Here is a 19,205-nt window from a genome sequence, read left to right as displayed (position 1 = left end):
GGTCATCCGGTCGGGCAAACGAGTCGGCTGGCCATGCGCCACCGCCCATTGCCTGAGGCCCGTGTCCAGACAAGGCCGGTTTCGTTTTTTACCGTGTGCGCACGTGCACCCTCCCTGTGGGGAGTCTTTAGGTCAGGTCATCCATGACTGATTTAAGTCTTCAACTGCAGCAGGCCGCAAGCCAACTACCAGTTTCAAGTTATTTCGACGAGGCGCTGTTCCAGCGCGAGTTGGAAACGATTTTCAAGCGCGGCCCGCGCTACGTGGGCCACCAGCTGGCCGTTCCCGAGATAGGCGACTACTACGCCCTGCCTCAGGAAAAAGAGGGGCGGGCGCTGGTACGCAATGCCAAAGGCGAGATCGATCTGATCTCCAACGTCTGCCGCCACCGCCAGGCCGTGATGCTCAAGGGACGCGGCAATCTGCTGTCCGAAGGCAAGGGCCATGCCGGAGGCAACATCGTCTGCCCGCTGCACCGCTGGACCTACAGTACCAGCGGCGAGCTGCTGGGCGCCCCGCATTTCAGCCACGACCCCTGCCTGAACCTCAACAACTACCGTCTGCGCGAGTGGAACGGACTGCTGTTCGAGGACAACGGCCGCGACATCAAGGCCGATCTGGCCGGCATGAAGCTGCGCGAGCAGCTCCAGTTCGACGGCTTCGTGCTCGACCATGTCGAGATGCACGAGTGCAACTACAACTGGAAGACCTTTATCGAGGTCTATCTGGAGGACTATCACGTCGGCCCCTTCCACCCCGGTCTGGGCAACTTCGTCACCTGCGACGATCTGAAGTGGGAATTCGCCAGCGAGTACTCGGTGCAGACTGTGGGCGTGGCCCCGGGCTTCGGCAATCCGGGCTCGGACATCTACAAGAAGTGGCACGAGGTACTGCTGGCCTACCGCAACGGCGAGCTGCCCGATCGCGGCGCCATCTGGCTGACCTACTACCCCCACATCATGGTGGAGTGGTATCCGCATGTGCTGACCGTTTCGACCCTGCACCCGCTGGCCGTGGACCGGACGCTGAATGTGGTGGAGTTCTTCTACCCCGAGGAAATCGCCGCCTTCGAGCCCGAGTTCGTCCAGGCCCAGAAGGCCGCCTACATGGAAACCTGCATCGAGGACGACGAGATCGCCGAGCGCATGGACGGCGGCCGCAGGGCGCTTTATGAACGCGGCGACAACGAGGTCGGCCCCTATCAAAGCCCCATGGAAGACGGCATGCAGCATTTCCACGAGTGGTATCGCCGCATCATGGGCGACAGCGTCCCCCAACGCTGAATGAGGTAAGCCTCAAGACTGATAGCTGCTATCGCTTACCCCATAAGCACAGCAGCTATTTTTTATGCTGAATTGAGTGAGATATGCAAGCCCTGTGGATGGTGTTGGCCGCCTTGATTTTTGCGGTCATGAGTGTGTGTGTGAAGTTTGCCTCCCAGGACTTCAATGCGGCGGAGATCGTTTTCTACCGCGGCCTGGTCAGCATGGCGCTGCTGGTCTGGCTGGCCAGGCGCAGCGGCGTGACGCTGACCACCCAGTACTCGCGCGAACATGCCTGGCGCAGCTTTGTCGGCGTGATCTCCATGGGAGCCTGGTTCTATGCCATCGGCCATCTGCCGCTGGCCACGGCCACCACGCTCAACTCCATGAGCAGCATCTGGATGGCGGTGTTTCTGATCGCCCAGGGCCTGTGGATGCGCCACACGCTGCGCAAATCCTACGCGGCCGAGCCCGAAACCCGCCGCGCCATTCCGCCCTTCCCCTGGGGCCTGGTGTCCACGGTGGTGGCGGGCTTTGTCGGCGTGCTGCTGGTGCTGCGCCCGAGCAGCGCACCGGCCAGCGAATGGGTGGCGGCGCTTGGCGGCCTGTTTGGCGGCATGTTTGCGGCCATGGCCTATATGCAGGTGACCACCCTGTCGCGCCTGGGCGAGCCTGAAACCCGCGTGGTGTTCTATTTCTCGGTGGGCTCGGCCATTGCCGGCGGCATCACCATGCTGTTCACCGGCATCTCGCCCTTCCCCGGTTGGAGCGCTCTGTGGCTGCTGCCCGTGGGCGTGCTGGCCGCCGTGGCCCAGGTCTGTATGACCAAGGCCTATGCCTCGGCCGGCAGCAAGAGCAACACCCTGGTCGTCGCCAATCTGCAGTACTCGGGCATTGTGTTTGCCGCCCTGCTCAGCCTGGTGCTGTTTGGTGAAAGCATCCCTCTGATCGGCTGGGTCGGCATTGTGCTCATCGTCGCCAGCGGAGCCGCGGCCACCGCCTTGCGCTCCAGGGGCTAGCCATGCCAGCGGTGCCTGGCGCCTTCGCCATGCACACCAGCAGCCCCTGCCTGCCACGCCGGATCTGCGCGGCTTGCCATATCCAAACAATGAAGCCGGCAGGGCTCGGGCGCTACGGCCCGATCGCATAATGCTCTGCATGCCGCAAGACTGCACGCCATGCCGTCTGCAGCCGTTCAATCTTTGGAGCAGCAAGCCATGAACCACTCGACGCCCGAGCACTACAACACCTTGATTTCCGTCGAAGAGCTGGCCAGACTCAAGGCCGGCGGCAAGCCCTTGATGGTGTTTGACTGCAGCTTTGACCTCATGAATCCGCCCGCCGGCCACGAGCAATATCTGCAGGTCCATATCGATGGCGCCCTGTTCGCCGATCTGGACAAAGACCTCAGCGCACCGCACGGAGCCCCCGGCGAAGACGGCCAGGTCGCCACCAGCGTGCAGTCGGCCTCCGGTGGCCGCCACCCCCTGCCCACGCGCGAGCGCTTTTCAGCCTGGCTGTCGTCCATAGGCTTTGCCAACAATATGCAGGCCGTGGTCTATGACCGTAACGCTGCCAATTACTGCGGTCGCCTGTGGTGGATGCTGCGCTGGGCCGGCCACGATGCCGTGGCGGTGCTCGATGGTGGACTGCAGGCCTGGCAGGCAGCCGGCCAGGCGGTGGGCAGCGGGGAAGAGCCCCGCCATTTCCAGTCCAACTTTGAACTGGGCCAGCCGCTGGAGACGCTCAAGACCGTAGATCAGGTCGAGGCCGACCTGGGTCAGGCCACCCAGACCCTCATCGATGCCCGGGCCCCGGCCCGCTACCGCGGCGAGGTGGAACCCCTGGACCCCGTGGCAGGCCATATCCCGGGCGCGCTGAATCGGCCGTTCAGCAGCAATATCGCCGCCGATGGACGCTTCAAGCCCGCAGCGCTGCTCAAGGCCGAGTTCGAGCAGTTGCTGGCCGGACGCGATCCCGCCAGCGTGGTGCACCAGTGCGGCAGCGGCGTCAGCGCCACCCCCAATGTGCTGGCCATGCGCATTGCCGGCCTTGCGCCAACAGCCTTGTTTGCCGGCAGCTGGAGCGAGTGGTGCAGCCAGCCTTCCCGGCCGGCCGAGCGGGGCTGAGCTTCAGCATGTCGGTGTCGCGTCAGGCACCGGCTTTGAACAGGTACGCGCCCCCGCGCTTGCCGGGTTCACTCCCTGGGCCACGGCCAGAGCGCCCCATGATCACCGTAGACAGGCGCAAGCGCGGTGCGGCGCGCTTGATCAGTGCCAAGCCAAGCCAGGCCAGACCAAGCCCGTTCCTTCTCGGTGCGCCGGGCATTGGCGGGATGGCCTAGGCCCATGTCCGCAATCGCATGTCGATGCAGCTTGGCAACCCGGATTCGAGCCGCTATCACAGGAAATCCCAGCGGCCTTTTTCATAGGCGATCAGATACCGAATAAAAAGCCGCCTATTTGCTCGTTTGTCATCTTTCGGACAGATTCACAATACATGCACCAGCGGAATCCGGCCTGACGCAATGTCAGCCCCCACCCGGCACTCCGAGTCATCCCGAAGGACGGCAAGGCGGTAAGGGAAATCCTACATGCCTGCCTGTGAAACCAGACCGGCGATACCGACGCTCCCCGACTTCAGTTCGATCAGGGCTTGAAACACAATTCATTTCAACAGATCGAAACACTTTTAACGTCTTGTTTGTGTGCGCCGTGACGGTCTGTCGAGATTGAAAGGACTGGACCCGTGAACAACGAACAACTGCTTGCCGAGATCCGCGAAGCCAACCTCACCTATCTGATGCTGGCCCAGACCCTGATCCGCCAGGACAAGGCCGAGGCCGTGTTCCGTCTGGGTCTGAACGAAGAGTCCTGCGACCTGCTGGGCTCGCTGTCTTCGGCCCAGGTGCTCAAGCTGGCATCGCGCAACACCTTGCTGGCCAGCTTCCGCGCCGACGACGAAATGGTCTGGAGCCTGCTGACCAACCACAGCAGCAACAAGATCGGCAATGCCGCCACCAATACGCTGCACGCCAACATCCTGATGGCCAGCCGTGTCTCCGAAGTGCTCTGAGCACCCGCTAGCGACTACCTGGTTTTAAGGAGAGATTGATGCCCGCCGCCAAGACTGCCACCAAAAGCGTTCTGAACGAATCCAAGCAAATCGAGCGCGCCGCCATGCTCATCGAGATGGGCGCCCGCATGCAGGTGCTGGAATCCGAGACCACGCTGTCTTATGAACGCCTGATCCGGCTGTACAAGGAAATCTCGGGCAAGTCTCCGTCCAAGGGCCAGTTGCCGTTTTCCACGGACTGGTTTCTGACCTGGCAGGAAAACATCCACAGCTCGCTGTTCCTCAACATCTACGAATACCTGTCCAAGGGCGTGGAGCTGGACTCGGCCGAGCAGCTGACCAAGGCCTACCGCCTCTACACCGAACAGATTCAGGCCGCCGAACTCGAGGTGCTGCTGTCCTTTACCCGCGCCTGGCGCCTGGTGAAGTTCGTCGATGCGCAGATGCTGACGCGCACCCAGTGCTCGGTCTGCAAGGGCCAGTTCGTGACCGAGCCTTACGAGAATGCGCGCCACTACCAGTGCGGCCTGTGCAATCCTCCCGCACGCGCCGGCAAGAGCAAGGCCGCCGGATCCTTAATGCTTCACTAACCCCCTGAGCAGCTGCGCCGCTTCTCCCTCTCTCTTCGGGAGGGGGACGGCAGCCTCGCTGCGCGGCGGCGCTTGCTCGCTGCCTCCGGCCTGGAGCACGCCGGTTTTAAAGCTCAACTTTCATAGCTGGTAGCGCCATACAACAAAGGGTTTGAAGCATTTATTGGCCTCGAACCCTTTATGCGTTGGCGCATGCAGCTCCTAAAGATACAGCCTATCTTCCGTGATCTGCTGCGGCGGCTTCAGCGTGTCCGGCCTTGATGGCCGAGAAACTACGACAGCACTTGCTGGATGGCTCGCTGTGCAAGCGCGCTTGCTTGAGGACTCTTCAACTTTCATAGCTGACAGCGCCAAACAACAAAGGGTTTGAAGCATTTATCTGCTTCAAACCCTTTATTCATTGGCGACAAAAGCTCCTGATTTAGGAGCCCGCACGATCTACCTCAGCCTGTGTTGCGCACTCCGGCAGCAATGCCGTTGATGGACAGATGGATGCCGTTCTTGACCCTGTCGTCGGTCTGTCCCGCACGCCAGCGGCGCACCAGCTCCACCTGCAGGTGGTTCAGCGGGTCGATATAGGGGAAGCGGTGGCGGATGGAACGCGCCAGCGCGGAGTTGTGCTCCAGGCGCTGCTTGTCGCCCGTGATCTGGTTGAGCGCTTCCACCGTGCTCTGCCACTCGGCCTCGATCGCGCCGAAGATGCGGCGGCGCAAGCGCGTGTCGGTCACCAGCTCGCTGTAGCGCGAGGCCAGGTTCAGGTCGCTCTTGGCCAGCACCATGTCCATGTTCGACAGCAGGGTGCGGAAGAACGGCCACTGGCGGTACATCTTCTGCAGCAGCGCCAGCTGCGCCTTGGCATCCTTGCCCGGGCGGTGGATGAAGGCCTGGATCGCCGAGCCGAAGCCGTACCAGCCCGGCAGCGTCAGGCGGCACTGGCCCCAGCTGAAGCCCCAGGGAATGGCGCGCAGGTCCTCGATGGCCTGGGTCGCCTTGCGCGATGCGGGGCGCGAGCCGATATTGAGTTCGGCGATCTCGCGAATCGGCGTGCTGCTGAAGAAGTAATTGGTAAAGCCCGGAGTCTCGTAGACCAGGGCTCGATAGGCCGCCATGCTGGCTTCGGACAGAAACGCCGCAGCCTCCAGAAAGGCCTTGGTCGCCGGCTTGGTCGGCTGCAGCAGCGTGGCCTCCAGCGTAGCGGCCACCAGGGTCTCCAGATTGCGGCGTCCGATCTCGGGGTTGGCGTATTTGGAGGCGATGACCTCGCCCTGCTCGGTCAAGCGGATCTGACCGCGCACCGTGCCTGGCGGCTGCGCCAGAATGGCTTGGTAGCTGGGGCCGCCGCCACGTCCCACCGTGCCGCCGCGGCCGTGGAACATGCGCAGCCGGATGCCGTAGTGATCGGCCAGATCGTCAAACAAATCGACCAGCGCAATCTCGGCCCGGTACAGCTCCCAGTTGCTGGTGAAGATGCCGCCGTCCTTGTTGCTGTCGCTGTAGCCCAGCATGATGTCCTGCTCGCCACCGCTTTTTCGGACCAGCTCGGCAATGCCGGGCAGCTGGTAGTAGCGGCGCATGATGGGCGCGGCATTGCGCAGGTCCTCGATGGTCTCGAACAGCGGCACCACGATGAGATCACATTGCGCACCGTCCTGCAGCGTGCCGCGCAGCAGGCCCACTTCCTTTTGCAAAAGCAGCACCTCGAGCAGATCGCTGACAGTCTCGGTGTGGCTGATGATGCAATGGCGAATCGCCTCGCTGCCCAGGCGCTCGCGCAGGCGCTTGGCGGTCTCGAAGATGGCCAGCTCGCTGCGGGTGTGGTCACCATAGTCCGCGCCCATCACGCGCAAGGGTCGTGCATCTTCGAGCAGGCGCACCAGCAGCGCGCATTTGGCGTCTTCTTCGAGCAGGCTGTAATCGAGCTCGACCTTCGCGACCGAAAGCAGCTCGCGCACCACTTCCTCATGCTTGTCCGAGCTTTGGCGCAGGTCCACCGTGGACAGATAGAAGCCGAAGACCCGCACGGCACGCATCAGCGGGCGCAGGCGCTGTGGCGCCAGGGCATCGCCGTGATAGCGCGACAGCGAGTCGTCGATGATCTGCAGATCGGCCAGAAAGGCGTCGGCCGATGCATAGGCATTCTGGGGCGCCACGGCATGGCGTGCCGCCTCGCCGCCCGTCAGTTGCCTGAGCGTCGCGGCCAGCCGCGCATAAATGCCCGTCAGCGCCCGGCGATAAGGCTCGTCGCTGCGGTGCACATTGTGGTCGGGCGAGGCATCGGCCAGTGCCTGCATCTCCGGCGTGATGTCCACCAGATTGGCCGACAGCGACAGCTCGCCGCCCAGATAGTGCACCTCGCGCAGATAGTGGCGCAGCGCCACATCGGCCTGGCGCGACAGGGCCAGCTCCAGACTCTCGGCCGTCACAAAGGGGTTGCCGTCGCGATCACCGCCAATCCATTGGCCCATGCGCAAAAAGCTCTGCTCGGGCAGCTTCTCGCCCAGCTCCTGCTCCAACTGCTCGTAGATCTTGGGGATCTCCTGCAGGAACGTGGCCTCGTAATAGGACAGAGCGTTCTCGATCTCGTCGGCCACCGTCAGCTTGGAATGACGCAGCAGCCGCGTCTGCCACAGCTGGGCCACGCAGGCTCGCAGTTGCGCCTCCACCCGCGTCAGCTCGCGTGGGGTCAGCGCGTCCTTGGCGCTGTTGTAGAGCTGGGCGCGCATCAGGATATCGTCGCGCTCGGCCAGCAACTGGGCGATGCGGCGCTCGGCCGTCAGAATGCTCTGGCGCTGCACCTCGGTGGGGTGAGCCGTCAGCACGGGCGAGATGAAGCTCCTGGCCAGCGTATCGACCACGGTGGCCGTCGAGATGCCCGCCCAGCGCAGGCGCGCCAGTGCCACCTCGATGCTGCCTTCCTGCGTGTTGCCGGCGCGCTCGTGCACGGCGCGGCGGCGGATGTGGTGGCGGTCTTCGGCCAGATTGGCCAGGTGCGAGAAGTAGGTGAAGGCGCGAATCACGCTCACCGTCTGATCGCTGGACAGTCCCTTGAGCAGCTTCTTGAGCGCCTTGTCGGCCGCCTCGTCGGCATCGCGCCTGAAGGCCACCGATAGCTGGCGCACCTGCTCGACCAGCTCGTAGGCCGGCCCGCCTTCCTGCTCGCGAATCACGTCGCCCAGAATGCGCCCCAGCAGCCGTATGTCCTCGATCAGCGGCAAATCCTTGTCGGTCTTGCGCACCGGCTTGTCGCCATGTTTGTCTGTATGTGCGGCGCTCTTGGGGCGGGCGGAAGGCATGAACTATTCTCCTTGGGCACGGTGTAGGGCAACTTGCCATGCTAGCATTCCCCGTTACCCGCTTGAGACCGCGCCGTCATGAAATTTTCTGCATCCTCACCCACATCCATCGTCATTGCCACACGTGAGAGCCAGTTGGCCATGTGGCAGGCCGAGCATGTGCAGGCGATCTTGCGCGGCCGCGGCCACAGCGTCGATCTGCTGGGGATGACGACCAAGGGCGATCAGATTCTGGACCGAGCCCTGTCCAAGGTGGGCGGTAAGGGCCTGTTCGTCAAGGAGCTCGAAGTGGCTCTCGAGGAAGGCCGCGCCGATCTGGCCGTGCATTCCCTGAAGGATGTGCCCATGGAGCTGCCCGAGGGCTTTGTGCTGGCCTGCGTGATGACGCGCGAAGACCCGCGCGACGCTTTTGTCTCCAACCGATATGCATCGCTGGACGAGCTACCCCAGGGTGCTGTTGTCGGCACCTCCAGCCTGCGACGCCAGGCCCTGCTGCAGGCGCTGCGCCCCGACCTCAAGATCGAGGCCCTGCGCGGCAATGTCAACACCCGCCTGCGCAAGCTCGACGAAGGTCAGTACGACGCCATCGTGCTGGCAGCCGCCGGCCTGATGCGCCTGGAGATGAGCGAGCGCATCCGCGCCAGGTTCGACCCGGCCCAGATGCTGCCCGCTGCCGGTCAGGGCGCATTGGGCATCGAGGTGCGCGCGGATCGCCAGGACATCATCGACGCTCTGGCTCCGCTGGCCCATATGCCCACCTGGCTGACCGTGACTGCCGAGCGAGCCGTCAGCCGCTGCATGGGCGGCAGCTGCTCCATGCCGCTGGCCGCCTACGGCCGCTTTGAAGGCGACACCCTGCACATGGATGCAGCCTGGGGCGATATGGAGGGCAGCAAGGGCCTGGTGCGCGTGCAGGCCAGCGCCAACGTGACGGACTTTGCCAGCGCCAACGCTCTGGGCGAGCAACTGGCCGCGCAGCTGCAAGCCGCGGGGGCCGTGCCTGCGGCGCCCAAGCAGGACTGAGCCGCGCCTGCCCATGCGCCGCGTTCTGGTCACCCGCCCCTTGCATGATGCGAAACCCTGGGTCGATGCGTTTCGCGCCCGCGGCCTGCAGGCCGAGGCCTTGCCGCTGATAGGCATAGGGCCCTGCACAGACCCGGCTGCACACCAGGCTCTGCTGAGGGCGCGCCAGTTGGCGCTGAAGCCCGGTCACTACCGAGCCGTGATGTTTGTCAGCGGCAATGCGGTGCAGTATTTTTTTGCCCAGGGTCAAACTCCAGCGTTCGATGCTGAAGCGTTGCTAGCACCGGATACCAGGGCGTGGACCCCCGGCCCGGGCACAGAGCGCGCCCTGCTCGAAGCAGGACTGGCCTCTCTACAGATCGACGGCCCTTCGCCTGACGCGACTCAGTTCGAGTCCGAAGCGCTGTGGCAGAACGTCCACGGCCAGGTTCGCCCTGGCGACCGCGTGCTGATCGTGCGCGGCACCAGCCCTGCGACCGCCCCCGTCGCCGACAATGCCGGCATGCCAATCCCGTCCACACAAGGCGCAGGCCGTGACTGGCTGGCAGCCCGGCTGCGCGAAGCCGGAGCCGAGGTGGAACTGCTGGCCGTGTATGAGCGCCAGCTTCCCGTATGGACGGCGCAACAGCTGGATCTGGCCCGGCAAGCCGTCAGCGACGGCAGCCTGTGGCTGTTCAGCAGCTCGGAAGCTGTTGCCAACCTGCAACAGCTGCTGCCCCAGCAGCAATGGCACTCGGGGTTAGCGCTCACCACCCATGAACGCATTGCCAGCAAAGCACTTTCAGCAGGTTTCGGTCGGGTTTTGCACAGTCGCCCAAGTCTGGACGATGTGGTTGCGTCTATAGAATCGGCTCTATGAGCTCCGATGCCATCCCCACCTCCGACAACCAACCCTCAGCCGCCCCCCCCAGCCAGGACTCTTCCGCGCCCGCCCAGACCGGGCGTGGTGTCCCCACGGCTCTGTTGCTGACGCTGGGAGCGGTGGCTGCCGCAGCCCTGGTCGCCTGCGGCATGCTGTGGCAGCGCGTGGGCAATATGCAGGAGCAGCTGGCCCGCCAGTCGGCGCAGTCCGGTGCGCAGTCGGTGGAGGCTCGCACCCTGGCCAAGGATGCTCAGGATCTGGCTCGCGACAGCGCAGCACGTGTCTCCGTGATGGAAGCGCGTGTGGCAGAACTCAGCCTGCAGCGCAACCAGCTTGAAGAACTGATGCAAAGCATGTCGCGCTCGCGCGATGAAAACCTCGTGGCCGATATCGAATCCTCGGTACGCATGGCCCAGCAACAGGCGGAACTCTCGGGCAGCCTGCAGCCATTGGTGGCGAGCCTCAAATCAGCCAGAAAGCGCGTGGAAAGCACGGCCCAGCCGCGTCTGGCGCCCGTCGTGCGCGCCATTGATCTGGATCTGGACAAGCTCTCGCGCATGAGCGTGACGGACACCACGGGGGTGCTCAGCCGTATCGAAGACCTGATCCGTCAGGTGGACGACCTGGCTCTCATCAACGATGTGGGTCGCCCGCGTGCGCGCGATGCTCAGCCCCGCAAGACGGCGGCCGCTCATGACACTCCCGAGGACGCCAGCCTCTCCCTCACTCAATGGGCCTGGTGGCAGGGCCAGGGTCAGCGGGTCTGGGACTCCTTCAAGGATGGCGCGGCCGATCTGGTGCGCGTGCGCCGCATCGATCACCCCGAGGTGGCCCTGCTGGCCCCCGAGCAAGGCTATTTCCTGCGCGAGAACCTCAAGCTGCAACTGCTCAATGCCCGTCTGGCCCTGCTGTCGCGCCAGTGGGAATCGGCGCGCGCCGACCTGAGCGCTGCAGGCACCTTGCTCAACAAATACTTTGACGCACGCTCGCGGCGCACCCAGATCGCCCAGGCGCAGTTGCAGCAGATTCAGGCCAATCTGCATACGGGCGGACGCGTGGAACTTGAAGACACGCTGAACGCTCTGACCACAGCGGCCGCCGGCCGCTAATCGAGGAGGACACAGAGATGCGCGCCGCCTTGTGGTTGATGGGTCTGTTTGCCGTGGCCGTGGCCATGGCACTGTTTGCCGGCAATAACCAGAGCTCGGTCACCTGGTTCTGGTCGCCCTACCGGGTGGACATGTCGCTGAACCTGGCCTTGGTTCTGCTCTTTCTGGCTTTTGTGCTGCTTTATGCCGCGCTGCGGGCCCTGGCAGTGCTGCTGCAGATGCCGCATCAGGCACGCCGCTGGCGCATGCAGCAAAAAGAGCGCAGCATGAACCAGAGCCTGCTCGAAGCGCTCTCGCATCTGCAGGCCGGCCGCTTTTTGCGCGCCCGCAAATCGGCTTTGGCCGCCTTGTCCACCGAGCAATCGCTGCGCGAAGCAAAGGCCGGCCTGCCTTATGGCGAACGCCTGAGCGCAACGGCCCATCTGATCGCCGCCGATGCCTCCCACGCCCTGCAGGATGCCGCCTTGCGCGACAAGCACTGGCAACAGGCTCTGGACGTGCTGCCCATCCCCGGCAACACCCAGGACATGGAAATTCGCGAAGGCGCCCAGATGCGCGCGGCCCGTTGGGCACTGGACGACCGCGATGCCGCCGAATCGATTCGCCGCCTGGGCGAGTTGCCGCTGGGCGCAGGTCGCCGCACGATTGCCCTGCGCATCAAGCTCAAGGCAGCACGCCTGTCCGGCGACACGCAGGCGGCGCTCGACACCGCCCGTCTGCTGGCCAAGCACCGCGCCTTCTCTCCCGCGGCCTCGGCCAGCGTGGTCCGCGGCCTGTTGCTGGCCAGCATTCGCGACGCACGTGACACTTCGTCGCTGCAGCAGTTCTGGCTGTCGCTGGACGAAGACGAGCGCGCCATGCCCGAAGTGGCCATCCCTGCCACGGAACGCTTGATCGAGCTGGGTGGCGAAGCCCAGCAGGCACGCGCCTGGCTGCTGCCCGTGTGGGAGCATTTGCTGACTCAGCCCGGACCACGCACGGAAACCCATCTGCCCAAGCTGGTGGAAGTGTTGCAGTCAAGCCTGGGCAAGCTGGATGGAGCCTGGCTGGCTCGCATGGAAGCCGCAGCCAATGCCAACCCGCGCGAATCGCGCCTGCAATACCTGGCCGGCATGGCCTGCGTGCAGCGCGAGCTATGGGGCAAGGCCCAGCAGCTGCTGACCCGCGCCGCACCGCTGCTGCAAGACCCCCAGCTGCGCACGCGCGCCTGGCAGCGCCTGGCGCTGATGGCCGAGCACCGTGGCGATATGGAGGCCTCGGCCATCGCCTGGAAGCTCGCAGCCCAGGCCATGGTGGTGCTGCCGGACAATCCGGCGCAGGACGAATAGGCGCGCTCCGACACGACTCACAAGCAACAGGCAAGCCGCTGCTGCGGCACTGAGTTGCGCGGACGCTGTGCGGCCAACTACCCTACTCTCGCCGAGCGCAAAGCAAAAGGCCACGGCCGCCGCGGCAAGCCGCGAGCGACCGTGGCCTCACGCCAGGTCTGGACTTACTTGCTGTGCTCTATGGTCTTCACATGCTCCGCCACCTGCGCGGCGGTCACGTCGCCAGGGCGGCCGCCCCAGGTCTGACGCATGTAGTTGACCAGGTCGGCCATCTCCTCGTTGCTGAGCTTGTCGGCATAGCCGGGCATGGTCTGCATGCGTTCGCCATGGGCCAGGTCACGCTCATGCACGCCTTCGCGGATCACGCGAATCAGGTTGATGGGCGTGGGGAACATGGCCGTGGTGTTGGTGCTCATGGGCACCGACGAATGCGGCTGGCCTTGGCCCTGCGCACCGTGGCAGCCTGCACACAGGCCAAGGTACAGGTTTTCGCCCTTGACGCTGGTCTGCCCCTCGGCAGCCTTGAGCTTGGGCCCTGGCATCTCGCGGTTCTGGGTCAGATAGGCGGCCATGGCGCGCACATCGGCCTCCGCCATGCGCGAGGTGGAATGCTCGAGCACTGAGGACATGCGGAAAGTCATCACCCCTTGCGGCGACAGGCCGGTGCGGAAGAACTTGACCAGATCGTCCTTGGTCCAGCCACGCTCGCTCAGGGCATCGGGGGTCAGCGCCGGAGCGTAGGAACCCTCGATGGTATTGCCCTCGAGATAGCGCGAGCCATCCATGGCAAAGGTGGCCTTGGTGCGCGGGCTGTGGCATTCGGCACAGTGACCCAGCACATCCACCAGATACTTGCCGCGCACCAGTTCGTCCACCGACATGTCGAACTCCTTGGCAGCGGGACGATTGAGCGCATTCCACATGGCCACGGCAGGACGGATGCTGAACGGGAAGTTCATCTCGCTGGGCTTGTTGGCGACTTCCACGGCCGGCTGCTTCATCAGCCACACCCACAGCGCATCGACATCGGCACGCGTGATCTGGTGGTAGCTGGCATAGGGCATGGCCGGATACAGGTTCTTGCGCCCTGGCGCCATGCCGGCAGCCACTGCGCGGTACAGATCGTCGGCCGTCCAGCCGCCGATGCCGTGCTCCTTGGAAGGCGAGATATTGCTACCGTAAAGCGTGCCCATGGGTGTGACCATGGGCACACCGCCCGCCAGCTCCGCCCCCGTGGCGGGCGAGCTGTGACAGGCCGCGCAGTCACCGCCGCGAAACACCTGCTCGCCGCGCTTGTAGAGCGCATCGAACTCCTGCGGGCCCAGCTTGGCAAAGTCCACCGTGGCCGGCGGGACGTTGCCGCTTGCACTGCCGTACAGATACATGCCTCCGGCCACGAGCACACCCAGCACGGCGGCTGCGCCCAGGCCCTTGATCCAGGTCTTAGCCATTGTTCACGACCTCCTTGCTGCGCTTGCCCGTGGTCAGGCCCGGCGTCTTCAGGATCACGTCGCGCACGGCGTTGTAGTAGCGCACATAGCCGGTGCAACGGCAGATATGGGGCTCCAGTTGCTCCTCGATGGCTTTTTCCACCTCATCGGCGGGCACGGGCTGCTTCTGTAGCTTTTCCACCAGCACGGTGGCCGAGTTCACGAAACCGGGCGTGCAGTAGCCGCACTGGAAGGAGTAGTGCTCGAGAAAGGCCTTCTGCACCGGCGAGGGATGGACCACACCCTTGTCGTCCACCGAGGCAATGCCTTCCACGGTACGAATGGTCTTGCCGTTGAGCCAGGTCACGCCGGTCACACAGGCGGGCACGGTGATCGAGCCTTTTTCCGGATCGTCGACGATGATGGTGCAGGCGCGGCACACGCCCTGGCCGCAGCCCAGGCGCGTGCCGTTCATGCCCGCGTACTCCTGCAGGAACTCGATCATCATCAAGTCCTTGGGAACGTCGACGGGGCCTACCTGTTTGCGATTGATGGTGGCGGAGAATTGAATACGGTCCTGCATCACAGTGCCTCTTTGATTTTGTCGGGGGTCACAGGGGTCGCATGGAAGCGCTTGCCCGTGGCATGGGCGATGGCGTTGACGCAGGCGGCGACCACCGGGATCATCACCACCTCGGCCATGCCCTTGGGCGGATCGGTGCGCGACAGCGGCGGCAGCACCACGCCCTCGGCCTTCCACACGGCCACTTCGCTGGCGCGCGGCACGTGGTAGCGGTTCAGGTTCCACTGGCCGTTGCCGGGGCCGGTCTCATAGCGCGGCAGGTCTTCGTACAGCGCATGGCCAATACCCATGGCCACACCGCCCTGGATCTGGCCGGAGACCAGCTCGGGCACGATTTGCGTGCCGCATTCCAGCCAGGTCTTGTGCGAGAGGAGGTTCACCTTGCCCGTGCCCGGGGACACGGACAGCTCCACCATGGTGGCGCAGGGCGCGTAGTACACCGTGCCCGCATTGGTGCGCTGCACCGGCGGGTAATAGACTTTGTCGCGTGCGATGAAGGCATAGCCGCCGGATTTCATCGCGGCCTTCTTGGCCTCGCCAGCTCCCTTGCCGTACTGCACGGACAGGGCGTCGATCATGGCCTGGAACCTCCTGCCCTCGACCGTGAAGTCGGCCTTGGCCCAGGCCCAGCGATTGAAGGCGTGCACGCAGACGCCGGTCACGATGCCCAGCTCGTGTGCGCGGGCGGCCAGGCGCTCCAGGCTCAGCGGCTCCAGGCCCTCGGCCACCAACATGCGATCGCGCCACTCCAGCATGTCTTCGGTGACGGTGCTGGGCAGCATCTGCCCCCCACCCTCCTTGCCGGACCAGATTGACTGGGCAGCAGGCCACAGGCAGAGCTTGAGCAGCAACTGCGCCGCCTGTTGCGTGGCGTGGCGGAAGTAGTAGGCCGAGTTCGAGGCCGATACCGGCGAGACCAGGCGCGGCACCCAGCTTGGGTCCCTGGCCAGCTCGTCCTCCTTGGCCTGGGGCGTGGTGTAGGGCTCGTCCTTGGTATGCAGCGGCAGGTTGTCCCAGTGGTTGACTGCGAAGTCCACGTCGTCCGCCGGGCGCCCCAGGAAGGGCTCGACCGCCACCAGCTGTGCCGTGGTGCTGCCGGTGCCGATCTCGGTGGCGATGTGGCGCATCTTGATGCGGCCCTCGGGCGTGATCTCAAGCTGCGCGATCGAGGCTTCCGCGCCCGTACCGAAGTCCTTTTGCACGGCACCGAAGCCTATGCCGTAGCGCAGGCCGGGGTTGGCGGCCTCGAAGTCGGCCTTGCGCTTGGCGCGCTCGGTCCACATAGGGTCCTTGGCGGCCATGTCGAGGATCTCGCCGATACGCAAATGACCCGACGGCGAGGCGCCCTGGGTGTTCTTCATGCTGCTCTTGAGCACATTGCGTCGGCGCAGCTCGATGGCGTCCAGGCCGATCTCCTGGGCGATCTCGTCGACCAGCATCTCGGTATAGGCCATGGACTGCACCGTGCCGTAGCCGCGCATGGAGCCGGCCGTGACGCCGATGGAGGGGTACACCTCGGTCGACAGGTCGCTCTCGGGGAAATAGTAAATGGATTGCGCCGCCGTCACTGCCACCGTGCCCACCGAGGGGCTGAAGTTGGTCACGCCGCCGCCGTCGCCCACCATGTGGCAGGTCAGCGCGTGGAACTTGCCGTCCTTGTCCACCGAGATCGCTGTCTCCACGTCGAAGGGATGGCGCTTGAGAGCGAACTGGAAATGCTTCCAACGGTCCAGCGCCAGCCGCACCGGGCGGCCCTGGGCATACAGCGACGCCAGTGCCACGTAGAACGGGAAGGGATGGTGCTCCTTCTGGCCGTAGCCCACGGTGTAGGAGCTGATGTAGTCGAGCTGGTTCAGCGGCAGCTTGCTGTCCTTGAGCATGTGCATCACATGCTCGGCCGTTCCGTAGGGCGCCTGGCTCGCGGCAACCATGTGCAGCGCACCGCTATCGCGCTCATACCAGGCCAGGCCGTTTTCCATTTCCATGGCCACATGCTCGATGGACTGGCTGTAGTACTTGCGTGCAAACGCGCGCAAGCCGTCCCTGGGCTGCTTCATCTCGGCCTGGATGCGGGCCGACTCGCCCATCAGCGCGCCAAAGGCGGGATGGCTGCTGTCGGGCCAGTGCACCCCTTTTTCATCGAGTTGAGGCCAGATGACGGTGTTCTTCATGGGCGAGAACCTGTCCTCGCCATAGCCGTCCTCGCCTTGCACGCGTACGTAGCGCGCGGCCACATAGGGCGCGCGTGGCGGCTGGGCAGCCTCGGCTCCGAAGCGGAAGATCGCGTCATTGAAGCGCAGGCGCTGGTTGGCCACGCGGAACTTCTCGTAGTCGTGCCAGATGGCCACGGCCACGGGGTGGCCCAGCATGGGAGAGACCTGGCCCTTCTTGACGAAGAACTCGCCATAGAAGCCCGGCTCGGGCATTCCAACGCCGTCGGCGGCGATGGACTCGGCGTCGATCAGCACATCAGGCTGGTAGTCGCTGCCCAGCACCGACAGATCCAGGCCTTCGTAGATGCGGTCGGCGCGCGGGATATGGATGGTCAGCGCATGCGACTGCTGCGCAGGCCAGCCCTGCATGTCCCTGGCGCGCAGGTCGATGGCAAAGACCTTCTGCCCGGTGACCTTGGCCATGCCGTCGCGGCGGTAGTTGAGCGTGTTGCCATTGATCCAGTGGGTCTCCTGACCGCTGGCGGGCGTTATCAATTCCGCAAGTGCGTCTTTGACCGGGCGCACACTCGCAATCACGCCCATGGCAGCGGCAGCCTTCAGAAAACTGCGCCGATTCAAGTCCAGTTTGGACACGGTTCCAACTCCTTGCTGCAATGCGCACAGCAACAGCAAGGACTGGCGTGGGCACATCGCTAGATGACTATGTATTCCCGAACGTTGTATGCGTCCGAGAGTCAAAAAGCAGGTGATAACGGCTGCAGTTGTTGTCGGCATTTCTACCCACATATCGCCAGCCTTGGCCGTCCGCCACGCTTTGGTCTTTGAAAAGACTAAGAGGCGCGGAGTATAGAAACAGCGGCCTGGATGATTTTTCGCCACCCAAATTCACAAGTTAAATACTCGGAAAATTGATGCCCATCAATACCGACATCCTTCATTGATGCTTGTCGTGCAAAACGGCATGCGCCCACTTCGCTGTGCGTCGAATGTTCGACGACCTTGCTGAAGCCAGCGCTTTTTGGTTCGGACATTCAGCTTTTTTGAATCGAGCCCTCAATCCTGCTGAACCTTTTTGCATTCGCCGCTTCATACACTGCATATCAATTTCAGCGGGCCCCCAGCGCCCGCGACCCGCACTTTCTGATTGCAGTTTCCATGAACTCAAGCTCCCGCTACACCGGTACCGCCATCGCCCTGCACTGGGTTCTGGCCTTGGCACTGATCGGCATCTTCGCCTTTGGCCTCTATATGACAGGCCTGCCTTTCTCGCCCACACGCCTCAAGTACTTCAACTGGCACAAATGGGCCGGCATGACGATTCTGATCCTGTCCGTGCTGCGCCTGGTCTGGCGCCTCACCCACCGACCACCGGAGCTGCCCGAAGCCGTCACCCGCACCATGCCGGGCTGGCAGCGCCTGGCCCACCATGGCGTGCATCACCTGATGTATGCGCTGTTCTTTGCCATCCCGCTGGTGGGCTGGATGTACAGCTCGGCAGCAGGATTTCCCATCGTGCTGTTCGGACAATTGCCCCTGCCTGACCTGGTGAGCAAGAGCCCCGAGCTGGCCGAAGCGCTCAAGCCCTGGCATGGCTATCTGGCCTATGCGCTGGCAGCCCTGGTGGTGATGCATATCGCTGCCGTCATCAAGCATCAGATCATTGACCGCGACGGACTGCTGTCACGCATGGTTCCGGGCCAATAGTCCCCCCCTGAGCGGCGTTGCCGGGGCGGCCCCGCCGCTTTCCCCCTGGGGGACAACAGCTTTGCTGCGCGGCGGCGCTTGCTTGCTGTCTCGCTCCTTCAAGCCGTACCGGCTTTTGAGTTTTTTGTATGTTCATCACAAGGAGTTTTTGATGAAAGTCCTTTTTTCCTCTGCACTGATTGCAGCCGCTTTCCTTGGCAACACCGCACAGGCAGCTCAAGCCCTGGTGCCCGCACAGAGCGCCGTCAACTTTGAAGCCAAGCAGATGGGCGTGCCGCTCAAGGGCCACTTCAAGAAGTTCGACGCCCAGATTGCCTTCGACGCCGCCAAACCCGAGAGCAGCAAGATCCATTTCACGGTCGATACCGGCAGCGCCACCATGGGCGCCAAGGAAACCGATGCCGAACTGCCCAAGGCAGATTGGTTCAACGTTGCCAAATTCCCTCAGGCCACTTTTGACTCCAGCGCCGTCAAGGCTCTGGGCGGTGGCAAGTTCCAGGTGGACGGCACGCTGACCATCAAGGGCAATGCACAGAAGGTGAGCCTGCCCGTGACGCTGACCCAGTCCGGCGCCACCACCACGGCCGCCGGCACGCTGGCGCTCAAGCGTCTGAACTTCAAGATCGGCGATGGCGACTGGAAGGACACCTCCATGGTGGCCGACGAGGTCAATGTGCAATTCAAGCTGGCTCTGACTGGCGTCGGCAAGCTTTAAGCGTTTTTCGGCTCCAGCGCTTGATAGGCAAGCGCTGAAAGCTCATGTTTTGATAGT

Annotated in this window: 15 protein-coding genes; 11 read left to right on the top strand and 4 right to left on the bottom strand. The window is 63.9% G+C overall.

The features are described from left to right. Positions 1 to 143: 143 nt before the first annotated feature. The 5 genes from ACWGXF_RS09695 (at position 144) to flhC (ending at position 4,927) form a co-directional block, all read left to right on the top strand. Positions 144 to 1,283, top strand: a complete 1,140-nt coding sequence (locus tag ACWGXF_RS09695; protein ID WP_452101864.1) for an aromatic ring-hydroxylating oxygenase subunit alpha — start codon at positions 144 to 146, stop codon at positions 1,281 to 1,283. A gap of 83 nt (positions 1,284 to 1,366) precedes the next feature. Continuing rightward, positions 1,367 to 2,281, top strand: coding sequence for a DMT family transporter (locus tag ACWGXF_RS09690; protein WP_003069151.1), 915 nt, complete (start codon positions 1,367 to 1,369; stop codon positions 2,279 to 2,281). 198 nt (positions 2,282 to 2,479) lie between these two features. Further along, positions 2,480 to 3,391: a sulfurtransferase gene (locus ACWGXF_RS09685; RefSeq protein ID WP_256631053.1), complete on the top strand. Its 912-nt coding sequence runs from the start codon at positions 2,480 to 2,482 to the stop codon at positions 3,389 to 3,391. Between the two features lie 619 nt (positions 3,392 to 4,010). Next, the gene (gene flhD / locus ACWGXF_RS09680; protein ID WP_003069145.1) at positions 4,011 to 4,337 is read left to right on the top strand and encodes a flagellar transcriptional regulator FlhD; all 327 of its coding nucleotides are present in this window, start codon (positions 4,011 to 4,013) and stop codon (positions 4,335 to 4,337) included. Positions 4,338 to 4,375: 38 nt separating this feature from the next. Continuing rightward, positions 4,376 to 4,927: a flagellar transcriptional regulator FlhC gene (gene flhC, locus ACWGXF_RS09675; protein WP_003052834.1), complete on the top strand. Its 552-nt coding sequence runs from the start codon at positions 4,376 to 4,378 to the stop codon at positions 4,925 to 4,927. A 443-nt stretch (positions 4,928 to 5,370) separates the two neighbouring features. Here flhC and ppc read toward each other — a convergent pair whose 3' ends face one another. Beyond that, positions 5,371 to 8,220 carry a phosphoenolpyruvate carboxylase gene (ppc, locus tag ACWGXF_RS09670; RefSeq protein WP_256631054.1) on the bottom strand — a complete coding sequence of 950 codons (2,850 nt, stop codon included), beginning with the start codon at positions 8,218 to 8,220 and terminating at the stop codon, positions 5,371 to 5,373. Between the two features lie 78 nt (positions 8,221 to 8,298). Between ppc and hemC the strand changes: the two genes are divergently transcribed. Genes hemC through ACWGXF_RS09650 form a run of 4 tightly spaced genes read left to right on the top strand, consistent with a single transcriptional unit; the run spans position 8,299 to position 12,542 of the window. Next, a complete protein-coding gene (gene hemC / locus ACWGXF_RS09665; protein ID WP_179626641.1) occupies positions 8,299 to 9,243 on the top strand; it encodes a hydroxymethylbilane synthase in 945 nt (314 codons plus the stop codon). Positions 9,244 to 9,256: 13 nt separating this feature from the next. After that, a complete protein-coding gene (locus ACWGXF_RS09660; RefSeq protein ID WP_256631055.1) occupies positions 9,257 to 10,102 on the top strand; it encodes a uroporphyrinogen-III synthase in 846 nt (281 codons plus the stop codon). Beyond that, complete coding sequence (locus ACWGXF_RS09655; RefSeq protein ID WP_256631056.1) at positions 10,099 to 11,214, top strand: uroporphyrinogen-III C-methyltransferase; 1,116 nt, start codon at positions 10,099 to 10,101, stop codon at positions 11,212 to 11,214. The genes ACWGXF_RS09660 and ACWGXF_RS09655 overlap by 4 nt, the downstream gene beginning before the upstream one ends. Positions 11,215 to 11,231: 17 nt before the next feature. Continuing rightward, entirely contained in the window at positions 11,232 to 12,542 is a 1,311-nt protein-coding gene (locus tag ACWGXF_RS09650; protein WP_256631057.1) for a heme biosynthesis protein HemY, read from the top strand. Between the two features lie 164 nt (positions 12,543 to 12,706). Here ACWGXF_RS09650 and ACWGXF_RS09645 read toward each other — a convergent pair whose 3' ends face one another. Genes ACWGXF_RS09645 through ACWGXF_RS09635 form a run of 3 tightly spaced genes read right to left on the bottom strand, consistent with a single transcriptional unit; the run spans position 12,707 to position 17,362 of the window. Further along, positions 12,707 to 13,993, bottom strand: coding sequence for a cytochrome c (locus ACWGXF_RS09645; RefSeq protein WP_256631058.1), 1,287 nt, complete (start codon positions 13,991 to 13,993; stop codon positions 12,707 to 12,709). Beyond that, entirely contained in the window at positions 13,986 to 14,555 is a 570-nt protein-coding gene (locus ACWGXF_RS09640; protein ID WP_003069132.1) for a (2Fe-2S)-binding protein, read from the bottom strand. The genes ACWGXF_RS09645 and ACWGXF_RS09640 overlap by 8 nt, the downstream gene beginning before the upstream one ends. After that, positions 14,555 to 17,362, bottom strand: a complete 2,808-nt coding sequence (locus ACWGXF_RS09635) for a xanthine dehydrogenase family protein molybdopterin-binding subunit (protein ID WP_039049096.1) — start codon at positions 17,360 to 17,362, stop codon at positions 14,555 to 14,557. Before ACWGXF_RS09635 ends, ACWGXF_RS09640 begins: the two co-directional genes overlap by 1 nt. Positions 17,363 to 17,884: 522 nt before the next feature. Between ACWGXF_RS09635 and ACWGXF_RS09630 the strand changes: the two genes are divergently transcribed. Together ACWGXF_RS09630 and ACWGXF_RS09625 are read left to right on the top strand one after the other, a co-directional pair. Continuing rightward, the gene (locus ACWGXF_RS09630) at positions 17,885 to 18,433 is read left to right on the top strand and encodes a cytochrome b (protein WP_256631059.1); all 549 of its coding nucleotides are present in this window, start codon (positions 17,885 to 17,887) and stop codon (positions 18,431 to 18,433) included. Positions 18,434 to 18,584: 151 nt separating this feature from the next. After that, positions 18,585 to 19,148, top strand: a complete 564-nt coding sequence (locus ACWGXF_RS09625) for a YceI family protein (protein WP_003069127.1) — start codon at positions 18,585 to 18,587, stop codon at positions 19,146 to 19,148. Positions 19,149 to 19,205: the final 57 nt, after the last annotated feature.

This window comes from Comamonas sp. HJ-2 (genome assembly GCF_053615495.1).
The sequence above is the reverse complement of the archived record's forward strand: the minus strand, read 5'-3'. Positions and strand labels throughout refer to the sequence as shown.

What these genes read in the sequence shown, in the direction of transcription:
- ACWGXF_RS09695 (WP_452101864.1), top strand. Translation starts at nt 144, where the DNA reads ATGACTGATTTAAGTCTTCAACTGCAGCAGGCCGCAAGCCAACTACCA.
- ACWGXF_RS09690 (WP_003069151.1), top strand. Translation starts at nt 1,367, where the DNA reads ATGCAAGCCCTGTGGATGGTGTTGGCCGCCTTGATTTTTGCGGTCATG.
- ACWGXF_RS09685 (WP_256631053.1), top strand. Translation starts at nt 2,480, where the DNA reads ATGAACCACTCGACGCCCGAGCACTACAACACCTTGATTTCCGTCGAA.
- flhC (WP_003052834.1), top strand. Translation starts at nt 4,376, where the DNA reads ATGCCCGCCGCCAAGACTGCCACCAAAAGCGTTCTGAACGAATCCAAG.
- ppc (WP_256631054.1), bottom strand. Translation starts at nt 8,220, where the DNA reads ATGCCTTCCGCCCGCCCCAAGAGCGCCGCACATACAGACAAACATGGC.
- hemC (WP_179626641.1), top strand. Translation starts at nt 8,299, where the DNA reads ATGAAATTTTCTGCATCCTCACCCACATCCATCGTCATTGCCACACGT.
- ACWGXF_RS09660 (WP_256631055.1), top strand. Translation starts at nt 9,257, where the DNA reads ATGCGCCGCGTTCTGGTCACCCGCCCCTTGCATGATGCGAAACCCTGG.
- ACWGXF_RS09655 (WP_256631056.1), top strand. Translation starts at nt 10,099, where the DNA reads ATGAGCTCCGATGCCATCCCCACCTCCGACAACCAACCCTCAGCCGCC.
- ACWGXF_RS09650 (WP_256631057.1), top strand. Translation starts at nt 11,232, where the DNA reads ATGCGCGCCGCCTTGTGGTTGATGGGTCTGTTTGCCGTGGCCGTGGCC.
- ACWGXF_RS09645 (WP_256631058.1), bottom strand. Translation starts at nt 13,993, where the DNA reads ATGGCTAAGACCTGGATCAAGGGCCTGGGCGCAGCCGCCGTGCTGGGT.
- ACWGXF_RS09640 (WP_003069132.1), bottom strand. Translation starts at nt 14,555, where the DNA reads ATGCAGGACCGTATTCAATTCTCCGCCACCATCAATCGCAAACAGGTA.
- ACWGXF_RS09630 (WP_256631059.1), top strand. Translation starts at nt 17,885, where the DNA reads ATGAACTCAAGCTCCCGCTACACCGGTACCGCCATCGCCCTGCACTGG.
- ACWGXF_RS09625 (WP_003069127.1), top strand. Translation starts at nt 18,585, where the DNA reads ATGAAAGTCCTTTTTTCCTCTGCACTGATTGCAGCCGCTTTCCTTGGC.